This window comes from Streptomyces sp. NPDC050988 (assembly GCF_044456225.1).
GTDB lineage: Bacteria > Actinomycetota > Actinomycetes > Streptomycetales > Streptomycetaceae > Streptomyces.
In genome coordinates this window covers 59,360-78,144 of sequence record NZ_JBITFQ010000005.1, presented here as the reverse complement: position 1 = coordinate 78,144, position 18,785 = coordinate 59,360, and the positions used below count along the sequence as shown (strand labels likewise).

Genomic DNA, 18,785 nt, shown 5'->3' with positions numbered 1-18,785 from the left:
CCCGCCCCAATTCACGCGCACCCCATTGACGCGCTCACAGCCCCCACATACCTTCCCCCGTCGAAGCGCTTCGACATCGCGCATCGAATCGATTCGATGAACGCTGCGTGATGTCCCGATATCCCATCCGACTCCCCGGAGGCACTGGATGTTGACGGCACGAAGGCGTGTGATGGCCGCGGCCGCGGCGGTGGTGAGCACCACCCTGTTGCTGGCCTCCTGCGGCGGCGACTCGGACAGCGGGTCCTCCGATGGCAAGACACTCAAACTGTGGCACTACGAAGCACCCAACAGCGCGATGGGCGTGGCCTGGAAAGAGGCCATCAAGGAGTTCGAGAGGACCCATCCGGGCGTCGAGGTGAAGTTCGAGGAGAAGGGCTTCGAACAGATCCAGAAGACGGCCCCGATGGTCCTCAACTCCAATGACGCGCCCGACCTCATGGAGTACAACAAGGGCAACGCGACGGCCGGGCACCTCTCCCAGCAGGGACTCCTCACCGATCTGTCCGCGGAGGTCACCAAGCGCGGCTGGGACAAGAAGCTCAGCGCCGGCGTGCGGACCACCAGCCAGTACGACGCCAAGGGCGTGATGGGTTCCGGCAAGTGGTACGGGATCCCCAACTACGCCGAGTACACGATGGTGTTCTACAACAAGGACCTCTTCAAGAAGTACGGGATCGCCGAACCGAAGACCTTCGACGAACTGACCGCCGCCATGGACAGGTTCGTCGACGAGGGCATCACCCCGCTCGCCAACGCGGGCGCCGAGTACGTCGCCCAGCAGTACCTCTACCAGCTGGCGCTGTCGAAGGCCGACCGCGCCTGGGTGGACTCGTACGAGCTCTACAAGGGCAAGCCCGACTTCCACGACGCCGCCTGGACGTACGGCGCCGAGACCTTCGCGGACTGGGTGAAGAAGGGCTACATCAGCGAGAAGTCCACCGGTACGAAGGCGGAGGACGCCGGGGTCTCCTTCATCCAGGGCAAGAGCCCGATCCTGTTCTCGGGCAGCTGGTGGTACGGCCGCTTCGTCGCGGAGAGCAAGGCCGACTGGGGCACCTTCCTGTGGCCCGGCTCGAACATGACCCTCGGCTCCGGCGGCAACCTCTGGGTGGTCCCCAAGGGCGCCAAGAACAAGGATCTGGCGTACGACTTCATCGACATCACCATGTCGAAGAAGATCCAGAACCTGCTCGGCAACAACGGCGGAGTCCCGGTGTCCGCCGACCCCGCCGCCATCACGGACCCGCGCTCCAAGGGGCTCATCGCCAACTTCAACACCCTCGCCGGGCGGGACGGCCTGGCCTTCTACCCCGACTGGCCGGCCGCCGGCTTCTACGACGTGCTCGTCTCCGAGACCCAGAAGCTGATCACGGGGAGCGCGAAGCCGGACGCGTACCTGGACGCGGTGCGGGAGGCGTACGACAAGGGTGTACCGGCCCCATGACCGTCACGGTCGAACGGCGCGGCAGGGGCGGCCGGTTCGGGGGCGGCCCGATCGTCGAAGCGCATCAACACGCAAAACACCCGCGCCGCCCCCGCGACTCGTACGCGCTGTTCCTGCTCCCCGGAGCGCTCGCCTTCTTCGCGATCATCGTCGTGCCGTTCCTGATGAACACGGGCGTGAGCTTCACCGAGTGGCAGGGCGTGGGTACGCCGAAGTGGACCGGGCTCGCCAACTACCGGGAGCTGCTGGACGATTCGGAGTTCTGGGCGTCCTTCCGGCACAGCCTGTTCATGGTCGTGGCGATGGCGGCCGTACCGACCGTCGTCGGACTCGTCCTCGCCGCCGCCCTGTTCGACTTCGTCGGCAAGCACTTCGGCAGCAGGACGGTCGCCGTGCTGCGGGCCTGCTTCTATCTGCCGCAGGTGCTGCCGATCGCGGTCGCGGGCATCGTGTGGAGCTGGATCCTCGCGCCGGAGAACGGCTCGCTGAACGAGCTGCTGAAGGCCATCGGCCTCGGCAGCCTCCAGCAGGACTGGCTCGGCGACCCCGACCTCGCGCTCTACACCGTCATGGGCGTGATGGTCTGGGTGCAGATCGGCTTCCCGCTCGTCGTCTTCATGGCGGGCCTGCAACGCGTCGACCCGCAGCTGTACGAGGCCGCCGAGCTGGACGGGGCGGGCTGGTGGCGGCGGTTCTGGCACATCACGCTGCCGCAGATCAGGCCCGAGATCTACGTCGTACTCCTCTGGTGCACGATCGCCGCGCTCAAGGTGTTCGGCGCGGTGTACGTCCTCACGAAGGGCGGGCCAGGCGGGGCCACGAACGTCCCCTCCTACTTCTCCTTCACCACCTTCTTCGAGAAGACGCAGGTGGGCTACGGGGCGGCGATCTCCACGGTCCTGACCGTGATCATCCTCGTCCTCGCCCTCGCGGGGCTGAAGCTCCAGACCCGCGCCGAAGACGCAGAGGAAGGGCTCCGGGTATGACAGCCCTCCGCCGCTATCCCGTCCTCGTCGCCCTGTTCATCGGGGCCCTCTTCATGGTCCTGCCCTTCCTGATCGTCGCCGTCAACGCGGTGAAGTCGCCCGCCGAGTACTCGTCGAACGGCCCGCTGAGCCTTCCCGAGGGCGTCTATCTCGACGGTCTGAAGGACTTCTGGGAGCGCGTCGACTTCGGGCAGAAGCTGGTCAACTCGGTGCTCATCAGCGGGTCGGTGGCCCTGGGCGCCGTCGTCCTGTCGGTCCTCAACGCGTACGCGATCGGCATCGGCCGGATCAGGGGCCGCACCTGGGTGCTCGCCTTCTTCGTGCTGGCGAACATGCTGCCGCAGGAGGCGCTGGTCTACCCGGTCTACTACCTGAGCAAGGAAGCGGGCCTGTACGACACCAGGCTCAGCGTGATCATCGTCTTCGTCGTGATCCAGGCCGCCTTCGGCACGTATCTCCTCGCCTCGGTCCTCGGCCAGTTCCCGCGCGAGATCATCGAGGCCGCCCGGATCGACGGAGCGAACAAGTGGCAGGTGCTGTGGCGGATCGTGGTGCCGGTCAGCCGCCCCACCATCGGCGTACTCCTGGTCTTCTTCTTCATCTGGACCTGGAACGAGTTCCTGCTCCCCCTGGTCATGCTGATCTCCAACGACAACCAGACCGTGTCGGTGGCGCTCGGCGTCCTCCAGGGCCAGCGCCTGATGGACGCCACGATGACGAACGCCGCCGCTCTCCTGGGCGTCCTGCCCGCTCTTGTCTTCTTCCTCGTCTTCCAGCGGACGCTCACCCGCGGCATCGCCGTGGGCGCGGTCAAGTGACCGCCCTGAGCGCGGCCAAGTAAGGGGTGTGCGTGTGAAGTTCACCGACGGCTACTGGATGCTGCGCGAGGGTGTGAGCGCCGCCCATCCGGTCGAGGTCCTCGATGTGACCGCCGGTCAGGGCGCGTTGGCGATCCACGCGCCGACACAGCCCATCCGCCACCGCGGCGACCTGCTGAAGGGACCGGTCGTGACGATCAGCGCACACGCACCGATGCCGGACGTCATCGGCGTCACGTTCACGCACTTCGAGGGCGAGGAGCCGCGCGGCCCTCAATTCGAGTTGGGAAAGGAGGACTTCACTGCGCACGCCGAGTACGACGAGGAGTCCGCGACCCTCACCGCGGGCGCCCTGTCCGTGCGAGTGAGCCGCACCGGACCCTGGCACGTCGACTTCCTGGCCGACGGCCGCACGCTGACCACCAGCGGCGCCAAGGGCATGGGCATCATGCGGGACGCGGGCACGGGCGGCCACTATCTGCGCGAGCAGCTCAACCTCGGTGTGGGCACACAGGTCTACGGACTCGGCGAGCGCTTCGGGCCGCTGGTCAAGAACGGCCAGGTCGTCGACATGTGGAACGCCGACGGGGGCACGGCCACGGAACAGGCGTACAAGAACGTGCCGTTCTATCTGACGGACGCCGGCTACGGCGTGTTCGTCGACCATCCGGGCCGGGTCTCGTTCGAGGTCGGCTCGGAGGCGGTGTCCCGGGTGCAGTTCAGCGCCGAGACACAGCAGTTGACGTACTACGTCATCTACGGCCCGAGCCCGAAGGACATCCTCCGCAAGTACACGGCCCTCACCGGCCGTCCGGCGCTGCCGCCGGCCTGGTCGTTCGGGCTGTGGCTGTCGACGTCCTTCACCACGTCGTACGACGAGACGACCGTGACCTCCTTCATCGACGGCATGAAGGAGCGCGAACTCCCGCTCTCCGTCTTCCACTTCGACTGTTTCTGGATGCGGGAGTTCAACTGGTGCGACTTCGAGTGGGATCCCCGGGTCTTCCCGGACCCGGAGGGGATGCTGGCCCGGCTGAAGGAGCGCGGGCTGCACATCAGCGTGTGGATCAACCCGTACATCGCGCAGCGCTCACCGCTGTTCGCGGAGGGCAAGGCGCTCGGGCACCTGCTGAAGCGGCCGGACGGCAGCGTCTGGCAGTGGGACCTGTGGCAACCGGGCATGGCACTGGTCGACTTCACCAGTGAGGCCGCCCGCGACTGGTACGCGTCGAAGCTGGAGGCGCTGCTCGCACAGGGCGTCGACTGCTTCAAGACCGACTTCGGGGAGCGGGTCCCGCTCGACGTGGCGTACGCGGACGGCGGCGACCCCGAGCGGATGCACAACTACTACACCTACCTCTACAACCGGACCGTCTTCGACGTGCTGCGCAAGCACCGGGGCGAGGCGGAGGCCGTCGTCTTCGCGCGCTCGGCGACCGCCGGCAGCCAGAAGTTCCCCGTGCACTGGGGCGGCGACTGCGAGGCGACCTACGAGTCGATGGCGGAGTCGCTGCGCGGCGGCCTGTCACTCGGCCTGTCCGGGTTCGGCTACTGGAGCCACGACATCGGCGGCTTCGAGGGCACACCGACACCGGCCCTCTTCAAACGGTGGCTCGCCTTCGGCATGCTCTCCTCGCACAGCCGACTGCACGGCAGCTCCTCCTACCGGGTGCCCTGGCTCTTCGACGAGGAGGCCGTGGACGTCCTGCGCCTCTTCACCCGGCTGAAGCTGCGCCTCATGCCGTATCTGTACGAGGCCGCCCGCACCGCGCACACCGAGGGCGTGCCGATGATGCGCGCGATGCTCCTGGAGTTCCCGGACGACCCCGGGTGCGCGCACCTGGAACGGCAGTACATGCTCGGCCCGGATCTGCTGGTCGCCCCGGTGTTCTCCGACGACGGCGAGGTGTCGTACTACGTGCCCGAGGGCACCTGGACCCACTTCCTCACCGGACGCCAGGTGACCGGTCCGCGCTGGGTGCGCGAGAAGCACGGCTTCTCCAGCGTGCCGCTCCTCGTCAGGCCGGGCGCGGTGATCCCGGTGGGAGCCGTGGACGACCGGCCGGACTATCCGCACGCCGACGGGGTGACCCTGCACGTGTACGGGCTCGATCGCGGCGCGCAGGTCACGGTGCCCGTGGACGGCGTGACCTTCACCGTCGTACGCGAAGGTGACACACTGCGGGCCTCGTCGAGCGATCCGTCGGCGCCCTGGGCGCTGGCGGCCGGGGAACGGGTGGCGCGGGCGAAGGCCGGGACCGGGTTCCTCTCCCTTGAGCTGGGCCCCGAGTCCCCTCAGCCGGGCCGCGAGCAGGAGCGGGGCTGAGCATGGTGAAGATCACCGATGTGGCACGGCACGCGGGGGTGTCCGCCAGTACCGTCTCGTACGCGCTCAGCGGCAAGCGCCCGATCTCCGAGGAGACCCGGCAGCGCGTCGAGGACAGCATCCGCGAGCTGGGCTACCGGCCGCACGCGGGCGCCCGGGCCCTCGCGAGCAGTCGGTCGAACGTGCTCGCGCTGGTGGTGCCCTTACGGGCCGGCATCCATGTGCCGGTGGTGATGCAGTTCGCGGTGTCCGTGGTGACGGCCGCACGCCGGCACGACCACGACGTGCTGCTGCTCACTCAGGAGGAGGGCGAGGACGGGCTGCGCCGGGTCGCGGACACCGCCCTCGTGGACGCGCTGATCGTGATGGACGTCCAACTCCACGACCGGCGCCTGCCGTTGCTGCGCTCCCTGGACCGCCCGTCGGTGCTCATCGGCTTCCCGGCCGACCCCGCCGGGCTGACCTGCATCGACCTGGACTTCAGGGCGGCGGGCGAACTGTGCGTCGAGCATCTCGCCGGCCTCGGACACCGGGTGATCGGCCTGGTGGGCTCACCGCCCGAGGTGTACGTACGGGAGACCGGGTTCGCCCAACGAGTGGTCCAGGGCTTCACGGCCGCGGCCGACCGCAATGGCCTGTCCTCCTCGGTGCACCCGTGCGAGGCGGCACCTGCGGCGGCCCGGCAGGTCGCGGAGCAACTCCTGCGGGAGCGGCCCGCGTTGACGGGTGTCGTGGTGCACAACGAGCCGGTCCTGGAGCCGCTGATCGACGCGTTCGAGGCACTCGGTCTACGGGTTCCCGGGGATCTGTCGGTCACGGCGATCTGCCCTGACGAGGTGGCCGACCAGACCCGCGTCCCCGTCACCTCGATCGCCCTGCCGACCGCCGAGGTGGGCACGGGAGCGGTGGACCTGCTGATGAGGAAGCTCGGCGGCGCCACGGCCGTACCGGAGGCCACACTGCTCTCGCCACGGCTGACGGTACGGGCGAGCACGATGCCGCGGCCGTGACCGGGGCCCTGGCCGTGGGCCGTACGGAGCCCTGTTCGGTCCAGGGCGTCGACGAGACACCCTGGACCGCAGCCTCACTCCCTCAGCCGCGCCACACTCACTCCCTCAGCACTCCCCCGGCTTGCGCCACGAGCACTCCAGGTCCGCGTTCCGCTCGGCGGCCCGCGCGGCGCCTCCCGGCTTCACGAGCACGGCCGCGTCCGCCGTGGATCGCGCCAGCGTCACCACGATCGCGTCCTCCAGCGGCTTCACGGAGGAGGCGAGGTAGTTGTTGAGCACGATGCTGTAGACGAGTTCGCGCCCGTCCGCGCCCGTCACGTACCCGGAGAGCGCGGACGCGCCGGTCAACGAGCCGGTCTTGCCACGGGCGTTGAGCGCCGCGGGCGTCCCGCACATCCTGGTCCGTAGGGTGCCGCCCACGAAGCGGTCGGGGCCGCAGGCGACGGGCAGGGACTTGTACCAGTCGGCGTACCAGGGCTCGGCCCGCACCGCGAGCAGTAGCTTGCTGAACTGGCCGGCGGTGAAGTTGTTCATCCGGGAGAGCCCCGACCCGTCGACCTGCCGCAGCTTGCCCGTGTCGACGCCGACGCCCTTCGCGTAACCGCTGATGGCGGCGAGCCCGGCGCTCCAGCTGCCCTCCCCCGAGACCTTGCGGCCCATGGCCTTGGTGAGAATTTCGGCGTGCATGTTGTTGGACAGTTTCATGAAGGGGATCAGCAGTTCCTTCAGCGGCATCGAGGCGTGCGAGGCGAGCTGCCGTGCCCCCGCGGGCGTTGCGCGTCCCAGCCGGGTCGGTCCAGTCACCTTCACCCCGTGCGCGGCGAGCGCGTCCCGGAAGACGGCGGCCGCGTACCCGGTGGGCTCCCACACGCTCACCCACTCCGTGGCGCCGGAGCCGCCCACGGGCGTCGTACCGCTGACCACGATGGTGTTGGTGCCGTGCTCCCGCTCGACGGTGAGGTCGTTCGAGCCGCCCGCGGCGACGGTCGTGGCCCGGACGTCCAGGTCGACGTAGTCCGTCTTCGGCGTGACGGTGACGGTCGGCTCGTCCCCGGCCTCGGTGCCCGGCGCGACCTCCACGATCACGGTCCCGGTGTCGTAGTCGGTGTCGGGCGCGACGCTCAACGCGCTGATCTGCGCCGAGTAGTACGCGGACTCGTCGTCGGCGGCCCAGGACCGGCCGAGCCGGGAGCTGTCGAAGCGGGTGTCGTCGGCGAGGAGCCGCCCGTCGACACGGGTGACGCCGGACTCGGCGAGGTCGGCGGCCAGTGCGTCGTAGTCCTTGGCGAGTGCGGTCGGGTCACCGCTGCCGCGCAGATACAAGTCGCCGCGCAGGACGGAGCCCTGCCGCCTGCCGTTCGCCAGGACGTCCGTCGTGAACGTGTGGTCGGGGCCGAGGATCTCCATCGCCGCGGCCGAGGTGGGCAGTTTGGTGTTGGAGGCGGGCATCAGCCGCTCGGTCGGCCGGTGCTGGTACAGCACATCGCCGCTCGCGGCATCGGCGACCACGACGCTCGCCGCCCCGCCCTCCATCCGGCTGTCCCCGAGGATGGTGTCGATGGCCTCCGGCAGTCCGCTCCGGTCGGCGTCCGCCCCGGCCGGCGATCCCGAGCCGAGCGCGGCCGCCGCGAGCCCGATGACGACGGGCCAGATCCACCGCTTCATACGGGAGTTGACGCGCTCCCCAGAACTCTTCGCAGTTCTCATCACGGGTCTGCTCACGGGTCTACTCATGCCACAGGAGCATCCCGGAGGACGCACCTCATGGACAGTAGGCAAACACGACAAAGGCCTCGCTGCCTGGGCAGCGAGGCCTTTGTTTAACATGGGATGAGTGGAGATGGCGGGAATCGAACCCGCGTCCACCGGTGCAGAATCAGGGCTTCTCCGTGTGCAGTTCGCTGCGATTTTCTCGGCCCCGGCGATCACGCGAACAAGTCGCCGACGGGCCCAGTCACTGTTTGATTTCCCAGCGAACCCCGTGACCGGGCTCGATGGTTTAGTTCCCTAGATTATGCCAGGGTCCGGGTCGGGAACACCCCCGGGCTGACACCCATTAGGGTCCCTCACTCACTGCTTATTAGGCAGCGAGGGCGAAGGACTGGGAATCGCTCTTGGAATTGGCGATTATTGGTTGCGACATATGGTTAACGAGATCATTGCCGCTTCCTCGACACGCTTCCCCTGCTTCAACAGCCGCTGTCGAAACCGATCATCCCCATGTTGATTTTTCAATCCTCTCCGGAACTTCTCCAAGCGAAGAGGTACGCACCTGCTATGAGGTGCAGTGCCATCGTACGTGACCAACGCGCACCCATGCCACCGTATTCCCCGCGGCCCGGCGGCGAGGCGCCCACCGGCCCGCCACTCGCCCCGCTGCTACTCGCCCCGCTGCTTCCTCTTGGCCGCAGCGATCGCGCGGTCCGACTCCCGCCGGTCCTGCTTCTCGCGGAGGGTCTGCCGCTTGTCGTACTCCTTCTTGCCCCGGGCGAGCGCGATCTCGGCCTTCGCGCGGCCGTCCTTGAAGTAGAGGGCGAGGGGCACGATCGTGTGACCCGTCTCCTCGGACTTCGACGCCAGCTTGTCGATCTCCTCGCGGTGCAGGAGCAGCTTCCGCTTGCGGCGCACGGTGTGGTTGGTCCACGTGCCCTGGCTGTACTCGGGGATGTGGGCGTTGTGCAGCCACGCCTCGTTCCCGTCGATCTGGACGAAGCCGTCGGTCAGCGAGGCCCGGCCCTGGCGCAGGGACTTCACCTCCGTGCCGGTGAGGACGAGCCCGGCCTCGTAGGTGTCGATGATGGCGTAGTCGTGCCGCGCCTTCTTGTTCTGCGCGACGATCTTGCGCTTGCCGTCCTTGACCTTGCCGGAGGTGCCCCCTCCCTGCTTCGGCTGGGATTCTTTCGGTACGTACATGCCCTTGCTCATAGTGCTGGCCATTTTCGCACTAGAGGGGCCCACGAGGGAAAGCCGATTACGGGAGACGCGGACCGTCGGCCCAGAATGCCGTGTCCGGTCGGTTACGAGGGGTCGCCGAGCCCGCTCAGTACGGTCTCGGCCCGCTCCAGCGAGCCTTCGTCGGCCTCCAGGTCGGGGGTGATGCCGCGGCCGTCGACCCCGCGGCCGGAGGGGGTGCGGTAGTGCCCGACGGTCAGCTCGGCGACGGAGCCGTCGGGCAGCCGGCTCGGCATCTGGACCGAGCCCTTGCCGAAGGTCCTGGAGCCCACGACGACCGCACGACCGCGGTCCTGGAGGCCCCCCGTGAGGAGCTCGGCCGCGCTCATCGTGCCGCCGTCGACGAGCGCGACCAGGGGTCTGGTGGTGTCACCGCCTGGATCGGCGTGCAGGGCGCGCTGGTCGCCGTTCACGTCGTACGTGGCGACGAGGCCGCCGTCGAGGAAGGCGGAGGCGGCGGTGACGGCCTCGGTGACCAGGCCGCCGGAGTTGCCGCGCAGATCGAGGACGACCCCGGTGCCCGTGGGGGCGTCGGCCACGGCGGTCCGTACGAGGTCGCCGGAGCCCTTGGTGAAGGCGGCGACCTTGATCACGGTGACGCCGCCGGGCAGTTCGCGGACCGTCACGGAGTCGGTGGACAGACGGGCCCGGCGCAGGGTCTCGCGCCACGCGCGCGTGCCGCGCTCAAGGCCGAGTGCGACGGTCGTTCCGGCGCTCGCGTCGGTGGCGTCGCCCCTCAGTAATGAGACGACCTCCGTGACGGGCCTGCCGTCGACCCGGTGGCCGTCGATGCTGCGCAGCCGGTCGCCCTCGCGGATCCCGGCGGCCTGCGCGGGCGAGCCGGACTGAACCCGGGTCACCTCGATACGTCCGTCGCGCTCGCGCCGGGCCCACAGGCCGACGCCGGTGTACTGGCCGTCGAGGGCTTCCTCGAACTCCTCGTACTCGCCCGGGGAGTAGACCGCGCCCCAGCGGTCGCCGCTGCGGCTGACGGCCCGCTCGGCGGCCTCCACCGGGGACTTGCCGTCGGCCATGGCCTCGGCGGCGGCGTCGGCGACGTCCTCCTGGTGGCCCGCGGGGGCGGACCTGGTGGACGGGGAGGCGCTCTTGCGGCCGGGGGTGTCGAACGAGCCGGTCGCGGCGCCCGCCGCGAGAACGCTCGCGAAGACCAACGTCAGGGCCGCCCCGCGGCCGAAGCGGCGGGGCTGACAGAACAGGTCACGGCCTGACATGCCGGTGAGTCTAGGACAACGAGAAGGGCCGTACCGGCGCTTGCCGGTACGGCCCTCTTGTCATGCATCACACCTTCAGGTACTTGCGCAACGCGAAGAACGCGGCAAGCGCGGGCATCAGCAGACTCGTCGCGAGGATGAGCGGCAGCTTCGTGAGAACGGCGTCCCAGCCGATGAAGTTGATCAGATTCAGCTTCTCCGACAGGGCCAGACCGTGGTCGATGATGAAGTACCGGGCGATCAGCAGGAAGGCACACGCCACCCCGCCGCCGATGAGCCCGGCGACCGCGGCCTCCATGATGAACGGCGCCTGGATGTAGAAGCCGGAGGCGCCCACCAGGCGCATGATCCCGGTCTCACGCCGACGGCTGAAGGCGGAGACGCGCACCGTGTTGACGATCAGCATCAGCGCGACGACGAGCATCATCGCCATCACCGCGCGGGCGGCCCAGTTCATGCCGTTGAGGAGCCCGAAGAGGTTGTCGAGGATGCCCTTCTGGTCCTGTACGGACTGCACGCCGTCACGGCCGTCGAAGGCGGTCGCGATGACCTGGTACTTCTCCGGGTCCTTGAGCTTGATGCGGAAGGACTCCTGCATCTGGTCCGGGGTGAGCGAGGCGGCGAGCGGGGAGTCGCCGAACTGCTCCTTGTAGTGCTTGTACGCCTGGTCGCTGGACTCGTGCGAGACGGTCTCGACGACGGACATCTTGTCGAGGTCGGTCTCGATCTGCTTCTTCTGCTCGGTGGTGACCGCTCCCTTGGCGCAGTTGGGGTCGGACTCCGCATCGCTCTTGTTGCAGAGGAAGATCGAGACGTTGACCTTGTCGTACCAGTAGCCCTTCATCGTGTTCACCTGGTCGCTCATCAGGAGCGAACCGCCGAACAGGGCGAGGGACAGGGCGACCGAGACGACGACCGCGAAGGTCATCGTCAGATTGCGGCGGAGACCGACACCGATCTCCGACAGAACGAACTGGGCGCGCATGGCGTCTTCTCAGGCCTTTCCGTGGCGGATGCGTGGGGAGTCCTCCCCCTGCTCCGCGGTGGCGCCGCGAGCGTGAGGGAGGTCGCGGTCAGTGCTGGTAGCCGTACACGCCGCGCGCCTGGTCGCGGACTAGTCGGCCCTTCTCCAGCTCGATGACGCGCTTGCGCATCTGGTCCACGATGTTCTGGTCGTGCGTCGCCATCAACACGGTCGTGCCCGTCCGGTTGATCCGGTCGAGCAGCTTCATGATGCCGACGGAGGTCTGCGGGTCGAGGTTTCCGGTCGGCTCGTCCGCGATCAGCAGCTTGGGCCGGTTGACGAACGCTCTCGCGATCGCCACCCGCTGCTGCTCACCACCGGACAGCTCACCGGGCATCCGGTCCTCCTTGCCACCGAGCCCGACGAGGTCGAGCACCTGCGGCACGGACTTGCGGATCTCGCCGCGCGACTTGCCGATGACCTCCTGCGCGAAGGCGACGTTCTCGCCGACCGTCTTGTTCGGCAGGAGGCGGAAGTCCTGGAACACCGTCCCGAGCTGGCGGCGCATCTGCGGCACCTTCCAGTTGGAGAGGCGCGCGAGGTCCTTGCCCAGCACGTGCACCTGACCGTGGCTGGTCCGCTCCTCGCGGAGGATCAGCCGCAGGAAGGTGGACTTTCCGGAGCCGGAGGACCCCACCAGGAACACGAACTCGCCTCGCTCGACCTCCAGGGACACATCCCTCAGAGCGGGGCGGGTCTGCTTGGGGTAGACCTTGGATACGTTGTCGAATCGGATCACGGATGCACCACAGGCCGTCGGGGATATCGGGGGTAGATGAGCGTGACCATACGCGACCCGGGTACACGCGCGCAGTCGCCGGGAGAGGTTGCGCAAGGGTTGTGCGCTTTTGTGCGGGGCAACCTGAGAAGAGGGCTCGGGGCCCCCGCCCCGTAAGGGGCGCGGGGAACTGCGCGACAAGCCCCCACCCGCCCGCAGCCGCGAAACGACCCCGAGTCACCCCTCAGGAGGGCGCCCTGCCCAGCCCCCGCACGAGAACCCGCGCACCCTCCGGAGGAACCTGGCACAGTGGAGGGGGAACGTATCCGTTCCCGAGAGCGTTGTGTACGTGGAACCGGTGCAAGGAGGGCGAGCGCATGACGTACGACCGGCTGGTGTGCGCGAACTGTGCCGCGCCCGTGAACGAAGGCCGCTGCCCCGTCTGCCGCGCGAACCGTGCGCGACTGCAGCAGGAGGGCCCCTTCGGAGGCGGCCTCAACCCCATGGCGCTGATCGCACTGCTCGCCATCCTGATCGCGGCAGTGGCCCTGCTGGCCCACCAGACCGCGTAGGACGCGCGCGAGGCACGAGCGGGCACGCACAAGGCACGGCGGCAGCGGGCGACGAGACGCAGACAAGGCCTGCGGACAAGACATGAAGAAGGGCCCGGAGCTTGAAGCTCCGGGCCCTTCTCACGCACTCACATCACGCACTCACGCGCGTGTACGCCCATGACGTCCGTCACGCAGCCGCGCCGCGGCCGTTCATCAGGCGGGGCAGCATACGGAAGCCGATGCCGCCGGCGATCATCGTCGCGGCGCCGATCAGCAGGTACGTGATGTTCTCGGCGGCGCCGGTCTCGGCCAGCTCGCCGCCGGTGCCCTGGGCGGAGGTGTCCGAACCGGTGTCGGTCAGGCTCTCCTTGCCCGCGCCCTGCTCGACCGGCTGGGAGCCGCCGTCGGGGTCGGTGTCGTTGCCGCCGGTGCCGCCGCCGTTGCCGTTGCCCGGGTCGCTCGGCTCAACGGTGGGCTCATCGGTCGGCTCGGTGGGCTCCTCGGTCGGCTCCTCCGTGGGCGGCTCCTCGGTGGGCGGCTCCTCCGTGGGCTCCGTCGGGATCACCGTCGGCTCTTCGGTCGGCTCGGTGGGAGTCGGGGCCGGGGTCGTCGGGTCCTCGACATTGAGGCCGACCTCGACACCGTCCTTGTCGGCGCTGGCGCCGACGTTCAGACCGCCCACGTTGACACCGACATCGAGAGCCGAGGCGGCACCGGCGGCGGTCAGCGAGGCACCGGCGGCGATCACCGCGCCGGCGGCTATCCGCGCGATCCGGATGCGCGTCTTCTTGGTCATCTGGTTGCTACCCCCAGTAGCTCATCGTCAATGGTGCAGCGCCCGGGGCCGCGACATCGGGGAAAGCTCGGTGGAGCCCCCGGTTCACATGCGCCCCAGAGATACGCATGCCGCGCGTTAGCCTTCCCACTTTTCAATGCAACGTCAAGGTCGTTGCGACCGCGATGTCCAGATCAAGCTCATTTGACCGGCACAGCGTCATGTGAGTGTGATGTAAAACCCAGACATCGGCCTACACAAAGGGCAACTGCCGTCCGGTGGATGGCAGTTGCCCTGTCGACAAAGCGACGCCTGCAAATGTCGCCTACTTCTCCTGCTGCTTGCGCCAGCGAATTCCGGCCTCAAGGAACCCATCGATCTCGCCATTGAAAACGGCCTCGGGGTTTCCGACTTCGAACTCCGTGCGCAGATCCTTGACCATTTGGTACGGGTGCAGGACGTACGAACGCATCTGGTTGCCCCAGGAGTTGCCGCCGTCGCCCTTGAGGGCGTCCATCTTGGCCTGCTCCTCCTGCCGGCGCCGGTCGAGGAGCTTGGCCTGCAGCACGTTCATCGCGGACGCCTTGTTCTGGATCTGCGACCGCTCGTTCTGGCAGGAGACGACGATTCCGGTGGGGAGGTGGGTGAGCCGCACCGCGGAGTCGGTCGTGTTGACGCCCTGGCCGCCGGGCCCGGACGAGCGGTACACGTCCACCCGGAGCTCGGACTCGTCGATCTCGATGTGGTCGGTCTGCTCGACGACGGGAAGGATCTCCACACCCGCGAACGACGTCTGGCGCCGCCCCTGGTTGTCGAAGGGCGAGATGCGCACCAGCCGGTGCGTGCCCTGCTCCACCGAGAGCGTCCCGTACGCGTACGGGATCTGGACGGCGAAGGTGGTCGACTTGATGCCGGCCTCCTCCGCGTACGAGGTCTCGTAGACCTCTGTCTTGTATCCGTGCTGCTCGGCCCAGCGCAGGTACATGCGCTGCAGCTTCTCGGCGAAGTCGGCGGCGTCCACGCCACCGGCCTCCGCGCGGATGTTGACCAGCGCCTCTCGGGAGTCGTACTCCCCGGAGAGCAGAGTGCGGACTTCCATCTCGTCCAGCGCCTTCTTCACGGCGGTGAGCTCGGTCTCGGCCTCGGCCCGGGTGTCCGGGTCGTCCTCCTCCTCGGCCATCTCGAAGAGGACACTGAGATCATCGATACGCCCGCGGAGCGCTTCGGCCTTGCGCACCTCCGCCTGGAGGTGGCTCAGCTTGCTGGTGATCTTCTGCGCCTCGTCCGGGTCGTCCCACAGGGACGGCGCTGCCGCCTGCTCCTCGAGCACGGCGATGTCTGCCCTCAGCTTGTCGAGGTCCAGGACGGCCTCGATCGACTCCATGGTCGAGGAGAGGGACTTGAGCTCTTCGGATACATCGACGACTGCCACGCCTCCAGCGTAACGGCTCCACGAAGTGGCTCCGCCGGTGGAACGGGGGGCTTGTGTTTGCTGGGCTCGGTTTGTTGGGTGCGGGCCCGGTGGGGGCTGGTCGCGCAGTTCCCCGCGCCCCTTAAAGGCAAGGGCTACCGCCCCCTGAAGACGAAAGCGGGGGCGTAGCCCCTGCCTTTCGTCTTCAGGGGCGCGGGGAACTGCGCGACCAGCCCCCGCCGGGCCCGCACTCGAAAAACGACAAGCGGCCCGTCAGGGCGAAGCCGGTGCCGATGTCTCCGTCTCGGAGGGCGTCGCGCCCGCGTCGTCACCCGAGGTGGCGAGCCACGCGCCAACCCCCACCGCGGCGACGAGCGCCACCCCCGCCGCCCCCAACGTGATCCGCCGGCGCCGAGCCGCGGCGGCCCGATGGCGGGCGGACCCCGGCCGGGGCGCCCCGGCGGCACGCGGAGCGCGGGCCGTGCCACGGGCGCCGCCCGCCAGCTCGTCGGGCCCGGGCACCCTCATCGACGTATGCGTGTCACGGTTCGAGTCCGGCTTGGCCCCGGGTACGAGGGGAACGGCCCCGCGCCGGACCCGCTCGCGCGGAGCCTCCGGCTCGGCCGACCCGTCGTCGTACCCGCCGCCCCCGTCCTCGTCGCCCTCCGGCTCGTCCACGTCCAGCGGCGGCATCCCGGCCAGCAGCGGCAACTGCTCCCGCAGCCGCTCGCCCAGCTCGGACGCCCGCAGGCGGGAGGCGGGCGCCTTCGCCAGGCACTGTACGAGCAGCTGCCACAGCTCCTCGGGGATCCCGGGCAGCGGGACGACGGTCTCGGTGACGTGCCGCCGCAGGACCGCGCCCGGGTGTCCCCCGCCGAACGGCGTAAACCCCGCGAGGAGTTCGTACAGCACGGTCGCCAGGGCGTAGATGTCGACGGCCGCCCGCGGGGGCAGCCCCTCGATGATCTCGGGCGCCAGGTAGTCGGGCGTACCGATGATCTTCGTCGCGCGCGTCCGGCGCGGTGAGTCGATGAGCTTGGCGACGCCGAAGTCGGTGAGCAGCGCGGGGTGCGAGCCGCCCGGTCCGAGCGGTCCCTGCATGTCGAGCAGCACGTTCTCCGGCTTGACGTCCCGGTGCACGACCCCCGCCGCGTGCGCCGCCGCGAGTCCGTCCGCGACGTCGGCCACGATGGCGACGGCGGCCTCGGGCGCGAGCCGCCGCTCCCGGTCGAGCCGGGTCCGCAGATCCGTACCGCGGACGAGGTCCATGACGAGGGCGAGGTCGTTGCCGTCGACCACGAGGTCGCGTACGGAGACGACGTGCGGGTGGTCGAGGCCGAGCAGGGCCGTCCGCTCCTGCACGAAACGGCCCACGAGCTCCTGGTCGGACGCGAGGTCCTCGCGCAGCAGCTTGATGGCGACGGGGCCCTCGGGCCCCTCGCCGAGCCACACCGTGCCGGCGCTGCCCCGCCCCAGAATCTGGTTGGCGGTGTACCGGCTGCCGATCTTCCGTACCAAGACTGCTCCTACGGGCGCGTGTTGCCGATAAAGCTACGCGCCCAGAGCGCCAACCTCCTCTTCGGCGACAGAAATCACCCCCCAGGTGTCGACAAATCCCCAGAACCGCACCGCGGTTCCGGGGATTTGAAGGGGCAATGCTCTGAAATACCGGAAAAGACTTACCGGCAGCTGAGAAGACTTACTTCCCGGAACCGCCGCCCAGGTTCTCGACCCAGCCGGAGACCGTGCCGAACATGTCCGTCAGCTGGTCCCAGTAGTTCCTGGACGTCCCGATCCAGCCCTGGAGCGGGCTGAACTCCCAGACCGCCCACCCGGCCAGGAACAGGATGACGATGGTGAACAGGCATCCCTTGAGGCAGCCGAGCCCGGGGATCTTCATCGGGTTGGCGCTGCGCTGCCGGGGCTCGCGCGGCGGCCGGGGCGCGGGCTGCTGAGGCTGCTGGGGCGGAGCGTGCCGCTGCTGCGGTTGCTGGGGCTGGTGCTGGGGCGCGTATCCCTGGGGCTGCTGTCCCTGCTGCGGATAGCCGTAGCCGGGCTGGTTCTGGGGCGGTCGCTGCCGGCGCTGCTGGGGCTGCTGGGGCCTCGGCGGCGGCGGTGGCTGCTGCTGGGGCCTCGCGACCTGGCGCTGCGGGCGCCGCCGCAGCGGGTCCTCGTTCGGGTCGAGGTACGGCTGCATCTGCGTCGGCTCGTTGCGGTCGCGGGCCGCCCGCAGCTGGTTCTGCCAGGGGTGCGGGTCCTCGGGGCCACCCCCGGGCTGACCCGGCGGCACCGGCGGCATCACGGCCGTCGGGTCCGCCGCGCCACGGCCCGGCAGTACGGCGGTGGGGTCGGCGGCGCCGGTGTGCGGCAGGACGCTGGTCGCGCCGTTCGGGTCGAACGAGGCGGCCCCCTGCGGGAGCACCTGGGTGGGGTCGGCGGCACCGAAGTCGCCCGGTACGGCGGCGGGCGCCAGGTCCGGAGCGAGCATGACGCCCACGGCCTCGGCGGCGGCGATCTGCGCGGAGTTCGCGTGCACGCCGATGCCCTCGGCGACCGTACGCAGACCGCGGGCGAGGTTCTCGGCGCTGGGCCGCTCGTCCGGGTTCTTGCGCAGGCAGCGCTCTATGACGGTCCACAGCGGGTCGGGGACCGTGGAGGGCCGGCGCGGCTCGGCGCTCAGGTGCTGGTGGAGAACCTCCAGGGCCGATCCGCCGCCGAACGGGGGACGGCCGGTGACCAGCTCGTACAGCATGATTCCGGCGCCGTAGATGTCGACGGCGGAGGTCTGCGGGCGGCCCTCGGCCGACTCGGGCGCGACGTAGGCGGGCGTGCCGACGAACTCGTGGGTGCGGGTCAGGCCCGGGGAGTCGGCGAGGCGGGCGATGCCGAAGTCCGTCAGCATCGGGTGCATCTGGCCGCCGTCCTGCTTGAGCAGGACGTTCGCGGGCTTGAGGTCGCGGTGCACGACGCCGTCGGCGTGGCTGGCGGCGAGCGCGTCGGCGACCTGGGCGGTCAGGAGCGCGGCGGCGACCGGCGAGAACGGGCCGTTCTGGCGCAGGTAGTGATGGAGGTCCGGGCCCTCGATCAGGTCCATGACCAGGGCCAGCAGATCGCCCTCGACCACGAGGTCCCGTACGCGCACGATGTTCGGGTGGGTCAGGCGGAGCAGCACGGAGCGCTCGCGCAGGAACCGCATCACGATGTCCGCGTCGTTGGCGAGCTCCTCCTTGAGGACCTTGATCGCCACCGTTTCACCCGGCTGACCGGGTACTGCCGCCTCGGCTCCCGCTGTCTCCCTCTGGCTGGCGCGCCAGACGGTGCCTGTGGCGCCGCGCCCCAGCGGCTCCTCAAGGAGGTACTTGCTCCCTACCGGCCGCACGTCATGCGCTCCCTGCTGCTTGCCTGACTGATCCGTCCACCCTGCTACGGATGGTTCCGACCCACTGTAGTGCCGTCGAACGTGGCACCGGGCTGTCGTCCCGCTGCGGTTTCCCTCACCCCGCCTGCCCATGCATTACGCAAGGCGTTCCTG

At 69.2% G+C, this 18,785-nt stretch carries 15 protein-coding genes and 1 other RNA gene; 6 read left to right on the top strand and 10 right to left on the bottom strand.

Features of this window, described 5'->3' with window-relative positions; translation table 11 throughout:
- Positions 1-148: 148 nt before the first annotated feature.
- The 5 genes from ACIBEI_RS14120 to ACIBEI_RS14100 are packed head-to-tail and all read left to right on the top strand — an operon-like array spanning position 149 to position 6,587.
- Positions 149-1,447 (top strand): ABC transporter substrate-binding protein, encoded by a 1,299-nt coding sequence (locus tag ACIBEI_RS14120; protein ID WP_398888440.1) that lies wholly within the window; start codon positions 149-151, stop codon positions 1,445-1,447.
- Entirely contained in the window at positions 1,444-2,433 is a 990-nt protein-coding gene (locus ACIBEI_RS14115; protein WP_398888438.1) for a carbohydrate ABC transporter permease, read from the top strand. The genes ACIBEI_RS14120 and ACIBEI_RS14115 overlap by 4 nt, the downstream gene beginning before the upstream one ends.
- Positions 2,430-3,251, top strand: coding sequence for a carbohydrate ABC transporter permease (locus ACIBEI_RS14110; protein ID WP_189843479.1), 822 nt, complete (start codon positions 2,430-2,432; stop codon positions 3,249-3,251). The genes ACIBEI_RS14115 and ACIBEI_RS14110 overlap by 4 nt, the downstream gene beginning before the upstream one ends.
- A gap of 34 nt (positions 3,252-3,285) precedes the next feature.
- Positions 3,286-5,577 (top strand): alpha-xylosidase, encoded by a 2,292-nt coding sequence (yicI, locus tag ACIBEI_RS14105; RefSeq protein ID WP_398888436.1) that lies wholly within the window; start codon positions 3,286-3,288, stop codon positions 5,575-5,577.
- A gap of 2 nt (positions 5,578-5,579) precedes the next feature.
- Positions 5,580-6,587, top strand: a complete 1,008-nt coding sequence (locus tag ACIBEI_RS14100) for a LacI family DNA-binding transcriptional regulator (protein WP_398888433.1) — start codon at positions 5,580-5,582, stop codon at positions 6,585-6,587.
- Between the two features lie 105 nt (positions 6,588-6,692).
- Here the strand turns inward: ACIBEI_RS14100 and dacB are convergent, their stop codons facing one another.
- The 6 genes from dacB to ftsE form a co-directional block, all read right to left on the bottom strand.
- Positions 6,693-8,294 (bottom strand): D-alanyl-D-alanine carboxypeptidase/D-alanyl-D-alanine-endopeptidase, encoded by a 1,602-nt coding sequence (dacB, locus tag ACIBEI_RS14095; RefSeq protein ID WP_398888431.1) that lies wholly within the window; start codon positions 8,292-8,294, stop codon positions 6,693-6,695.
- 125 nt (positions 8,295-8,419) lie between these two features.
- Positions 8,420-8,807, bottom strand: a transfer-messenger RNA (tmRNA) gene (gene ssrA, locus ACIBEI_RS14090).
- Positions 8,808-8,966: 159 nt separating this feature from the next.
- Positions 8,967-9,500 carry an SsrA-binding protein SmpB gene (smpB, locus tag ACIBEI_RS14085; RefSeq protein ID WP_186001021.1) on the bottom strand — a complete coding sequence of 178 codons (534 nt, stop codon included), beginning with the start codon at positions 9,498-9,500 and terminating at the stop codon, positions 8,967-8,969.
- 104 nt (positions 9,501-9,604) lie between these two features.
- Entirely contained in the window at positions 9,605-10,771 is a 1,167-nt protein-coding gene (locus ACIBEI_RS14080; RefSeq protein WP_398888429.1) for a S41 family peptidase, read from the bottom strand.
- Positions 10,772-10,838: 67 nt separating this feature from the next.
- Positions 10,839-11,756, bottom strand: a complete 918-nt coding sequence (gene ftsX, locus ACIBEI_RS14075; protein WP_055615826.1) for a permease-like cell division protein FtsX — start codon at positions 11,754-11,756, stop codon at positions 10,839-10,841.
- A gap of 88 nt (positions 11,757-11,844) precedes the next feature.
- Positions 11,845-12,534: a cell division ATP-binding protein FtsE gene (ftsE, locus tag ACIBEI_RS14070; protein ID WP_055615825.1), complete on the bottom strand. Its 690-nt coding sequence runs from the start codon at positions 12,532-12,534 to the stop codon at positions 11,845-11,847.
- Between the two features lie 356 nt (positions 12,535-12,890).
- Here ftsE and ACIBEI_RS14065 point away from each other — a divergent pair, with 356 nt between their 5' ends.
- Positions 12,891-13,085, top strand: coding sequence for a hypothetical protein (locus tag ACIBEI_RS14065; RefSeq protein ID WP_055615824.1), 195 nt, complete (start codon positions 12,891-12,893; stop codon positions 13,083-13,085).
- 169 nt (positions 13,086-13,254) lie between these two features.
- On the opposite strand, the gene ACIBEI_RS14060 is transcribed toward ACIBEI_RS14065, so the two are convergent.
- The 4 genes from ACIBEI_RS14060 to ACIBEI_RS14045 all read right to left on the bottom strand — a co-directional run bounded on the left by ACIBEI_RS14060 (position 13,255) and on the right by ACIBEI_RS14045 (position 18,632).
- Complete coding sequence (locus tag ACIBEI_RS14060; RefSeq protein WP_398888426.1) at positions 13,255-13,863, bottom strand: LPXTG cell wall anchor domain-containing protein; 609 nt, start codon at positions 13,861-13,863, stop codon at positions 13,255-13,257.
- Positions 13,864-14,167: 304 nt separating this feature from the next.
- Entirely contained in the window at positions 14,168-15,274 is a 1,107-nt protein-coding gene (gene prfB, locus ACIBEI_RS14055) for a peptide chain release factor 2 (RefSeq protein WP_189843485.1), read from the bottom strand.
- Between the two features lie 252 nt (positions 15,275-15,526).
- Positions 15,527-16,771, bottom strand: coding sequence for a serine/threonine-protein kinase (locus tag ACIBEI_RS14050; protein ID WP_398888424.1), 1,245 nt, complete (start codon positions 16,769-16,771; stop codon positions 15,527-15,529).
- Positions 16,772-16,952: 181 nt separating this feature from the next.
- The gene (locus ACIBEI_RS14045) at positions 16,953-18,632 is read right to left on the bottom strand and encodes a serine/threonine-protein kinase (RefSeq protein WP_398888420.1); all 1,680 of its coding nucleotides are present in this window, start codon (positions 18,630-18,632) and stop codon (positions 16,953-16,955) included.
- Positions 18,633-18,785: the final 153 nt, after the last annotated feature.

Bases quoted from the DNA above. Each gene is read 5' to 3' on its own strand.
- ACIBEI_RS14120 (WP_398888440.1), top strand. From the start codon at position 149: ATGTTGACGGCACGAAGGCGTGTGATGGCCGCGGCCGCGGCGGTGGTG.
- ACIBEI_RS14115 (WP_398888438.1), top strand. From the start codon at position 1,444: ATGACCGTCACGGTCGAACGGCGCGGCAGGGGCGGCCGGTTCGGGGGC.
- ACIBEI_RS14110 (WP_189843479.1), top strand. From the start codon at position 2,430: ATGACAGCCCTCCGCCGCTATCCCGTCCTCGTCGCCCTGTTCATCGGG.
- ACIBEI_RS14100 (WP_398888433.1), top strand. From the start codon at position 5,580: ATGGTGAAGATCACCGATGTGGCACGGCACGCGGGGGTGTCCGCCAGT.
- dacB (WP_398888431.1), bottom strand. From the start codon at position 8,294: ATGAGAACTGCGAAGAGTTCTGGGGAGCGCGTCAACTCCCGTATGAAG.
- smpB (WP_186001021.1), bottom strand. From the start codon at position 9,500: ATGTACGTACCGAAAGAATCCCAGCCGAAGCAGGGAGGGGGCACCTCC.
- ACIBEI_RS14080 (WP_398888429.1), bottom strand. From the start codon at position 10,771: ATGTCAGGCCGTGACCTGTTCTGTCAGCCCCGCCGCTTCGGCCGCGGG.
- ftsX (WP_055615826.1), bottom strand. From the start codon at position 11,756: ATGCGCGCCCAGTTCGTTCTGTCGGAGATCGGTGTCGGTCTCCGCCGC.
- ACIBEI_RS14065 (WP_055615824.1), top strand. From the start codon at position 12,891: ATGACGTACGACCGGCTGGTGTGCGCGAACTGTGCCGCGCCCGTGAAC.
- ACIBEI_RS14060 (WP_398888426.1), bottom strand. From the start codon at position 13,863: ATGACCAAGAAGACGCGCATCCGGATCGCGCGGATAGCCGCCGGCGCG.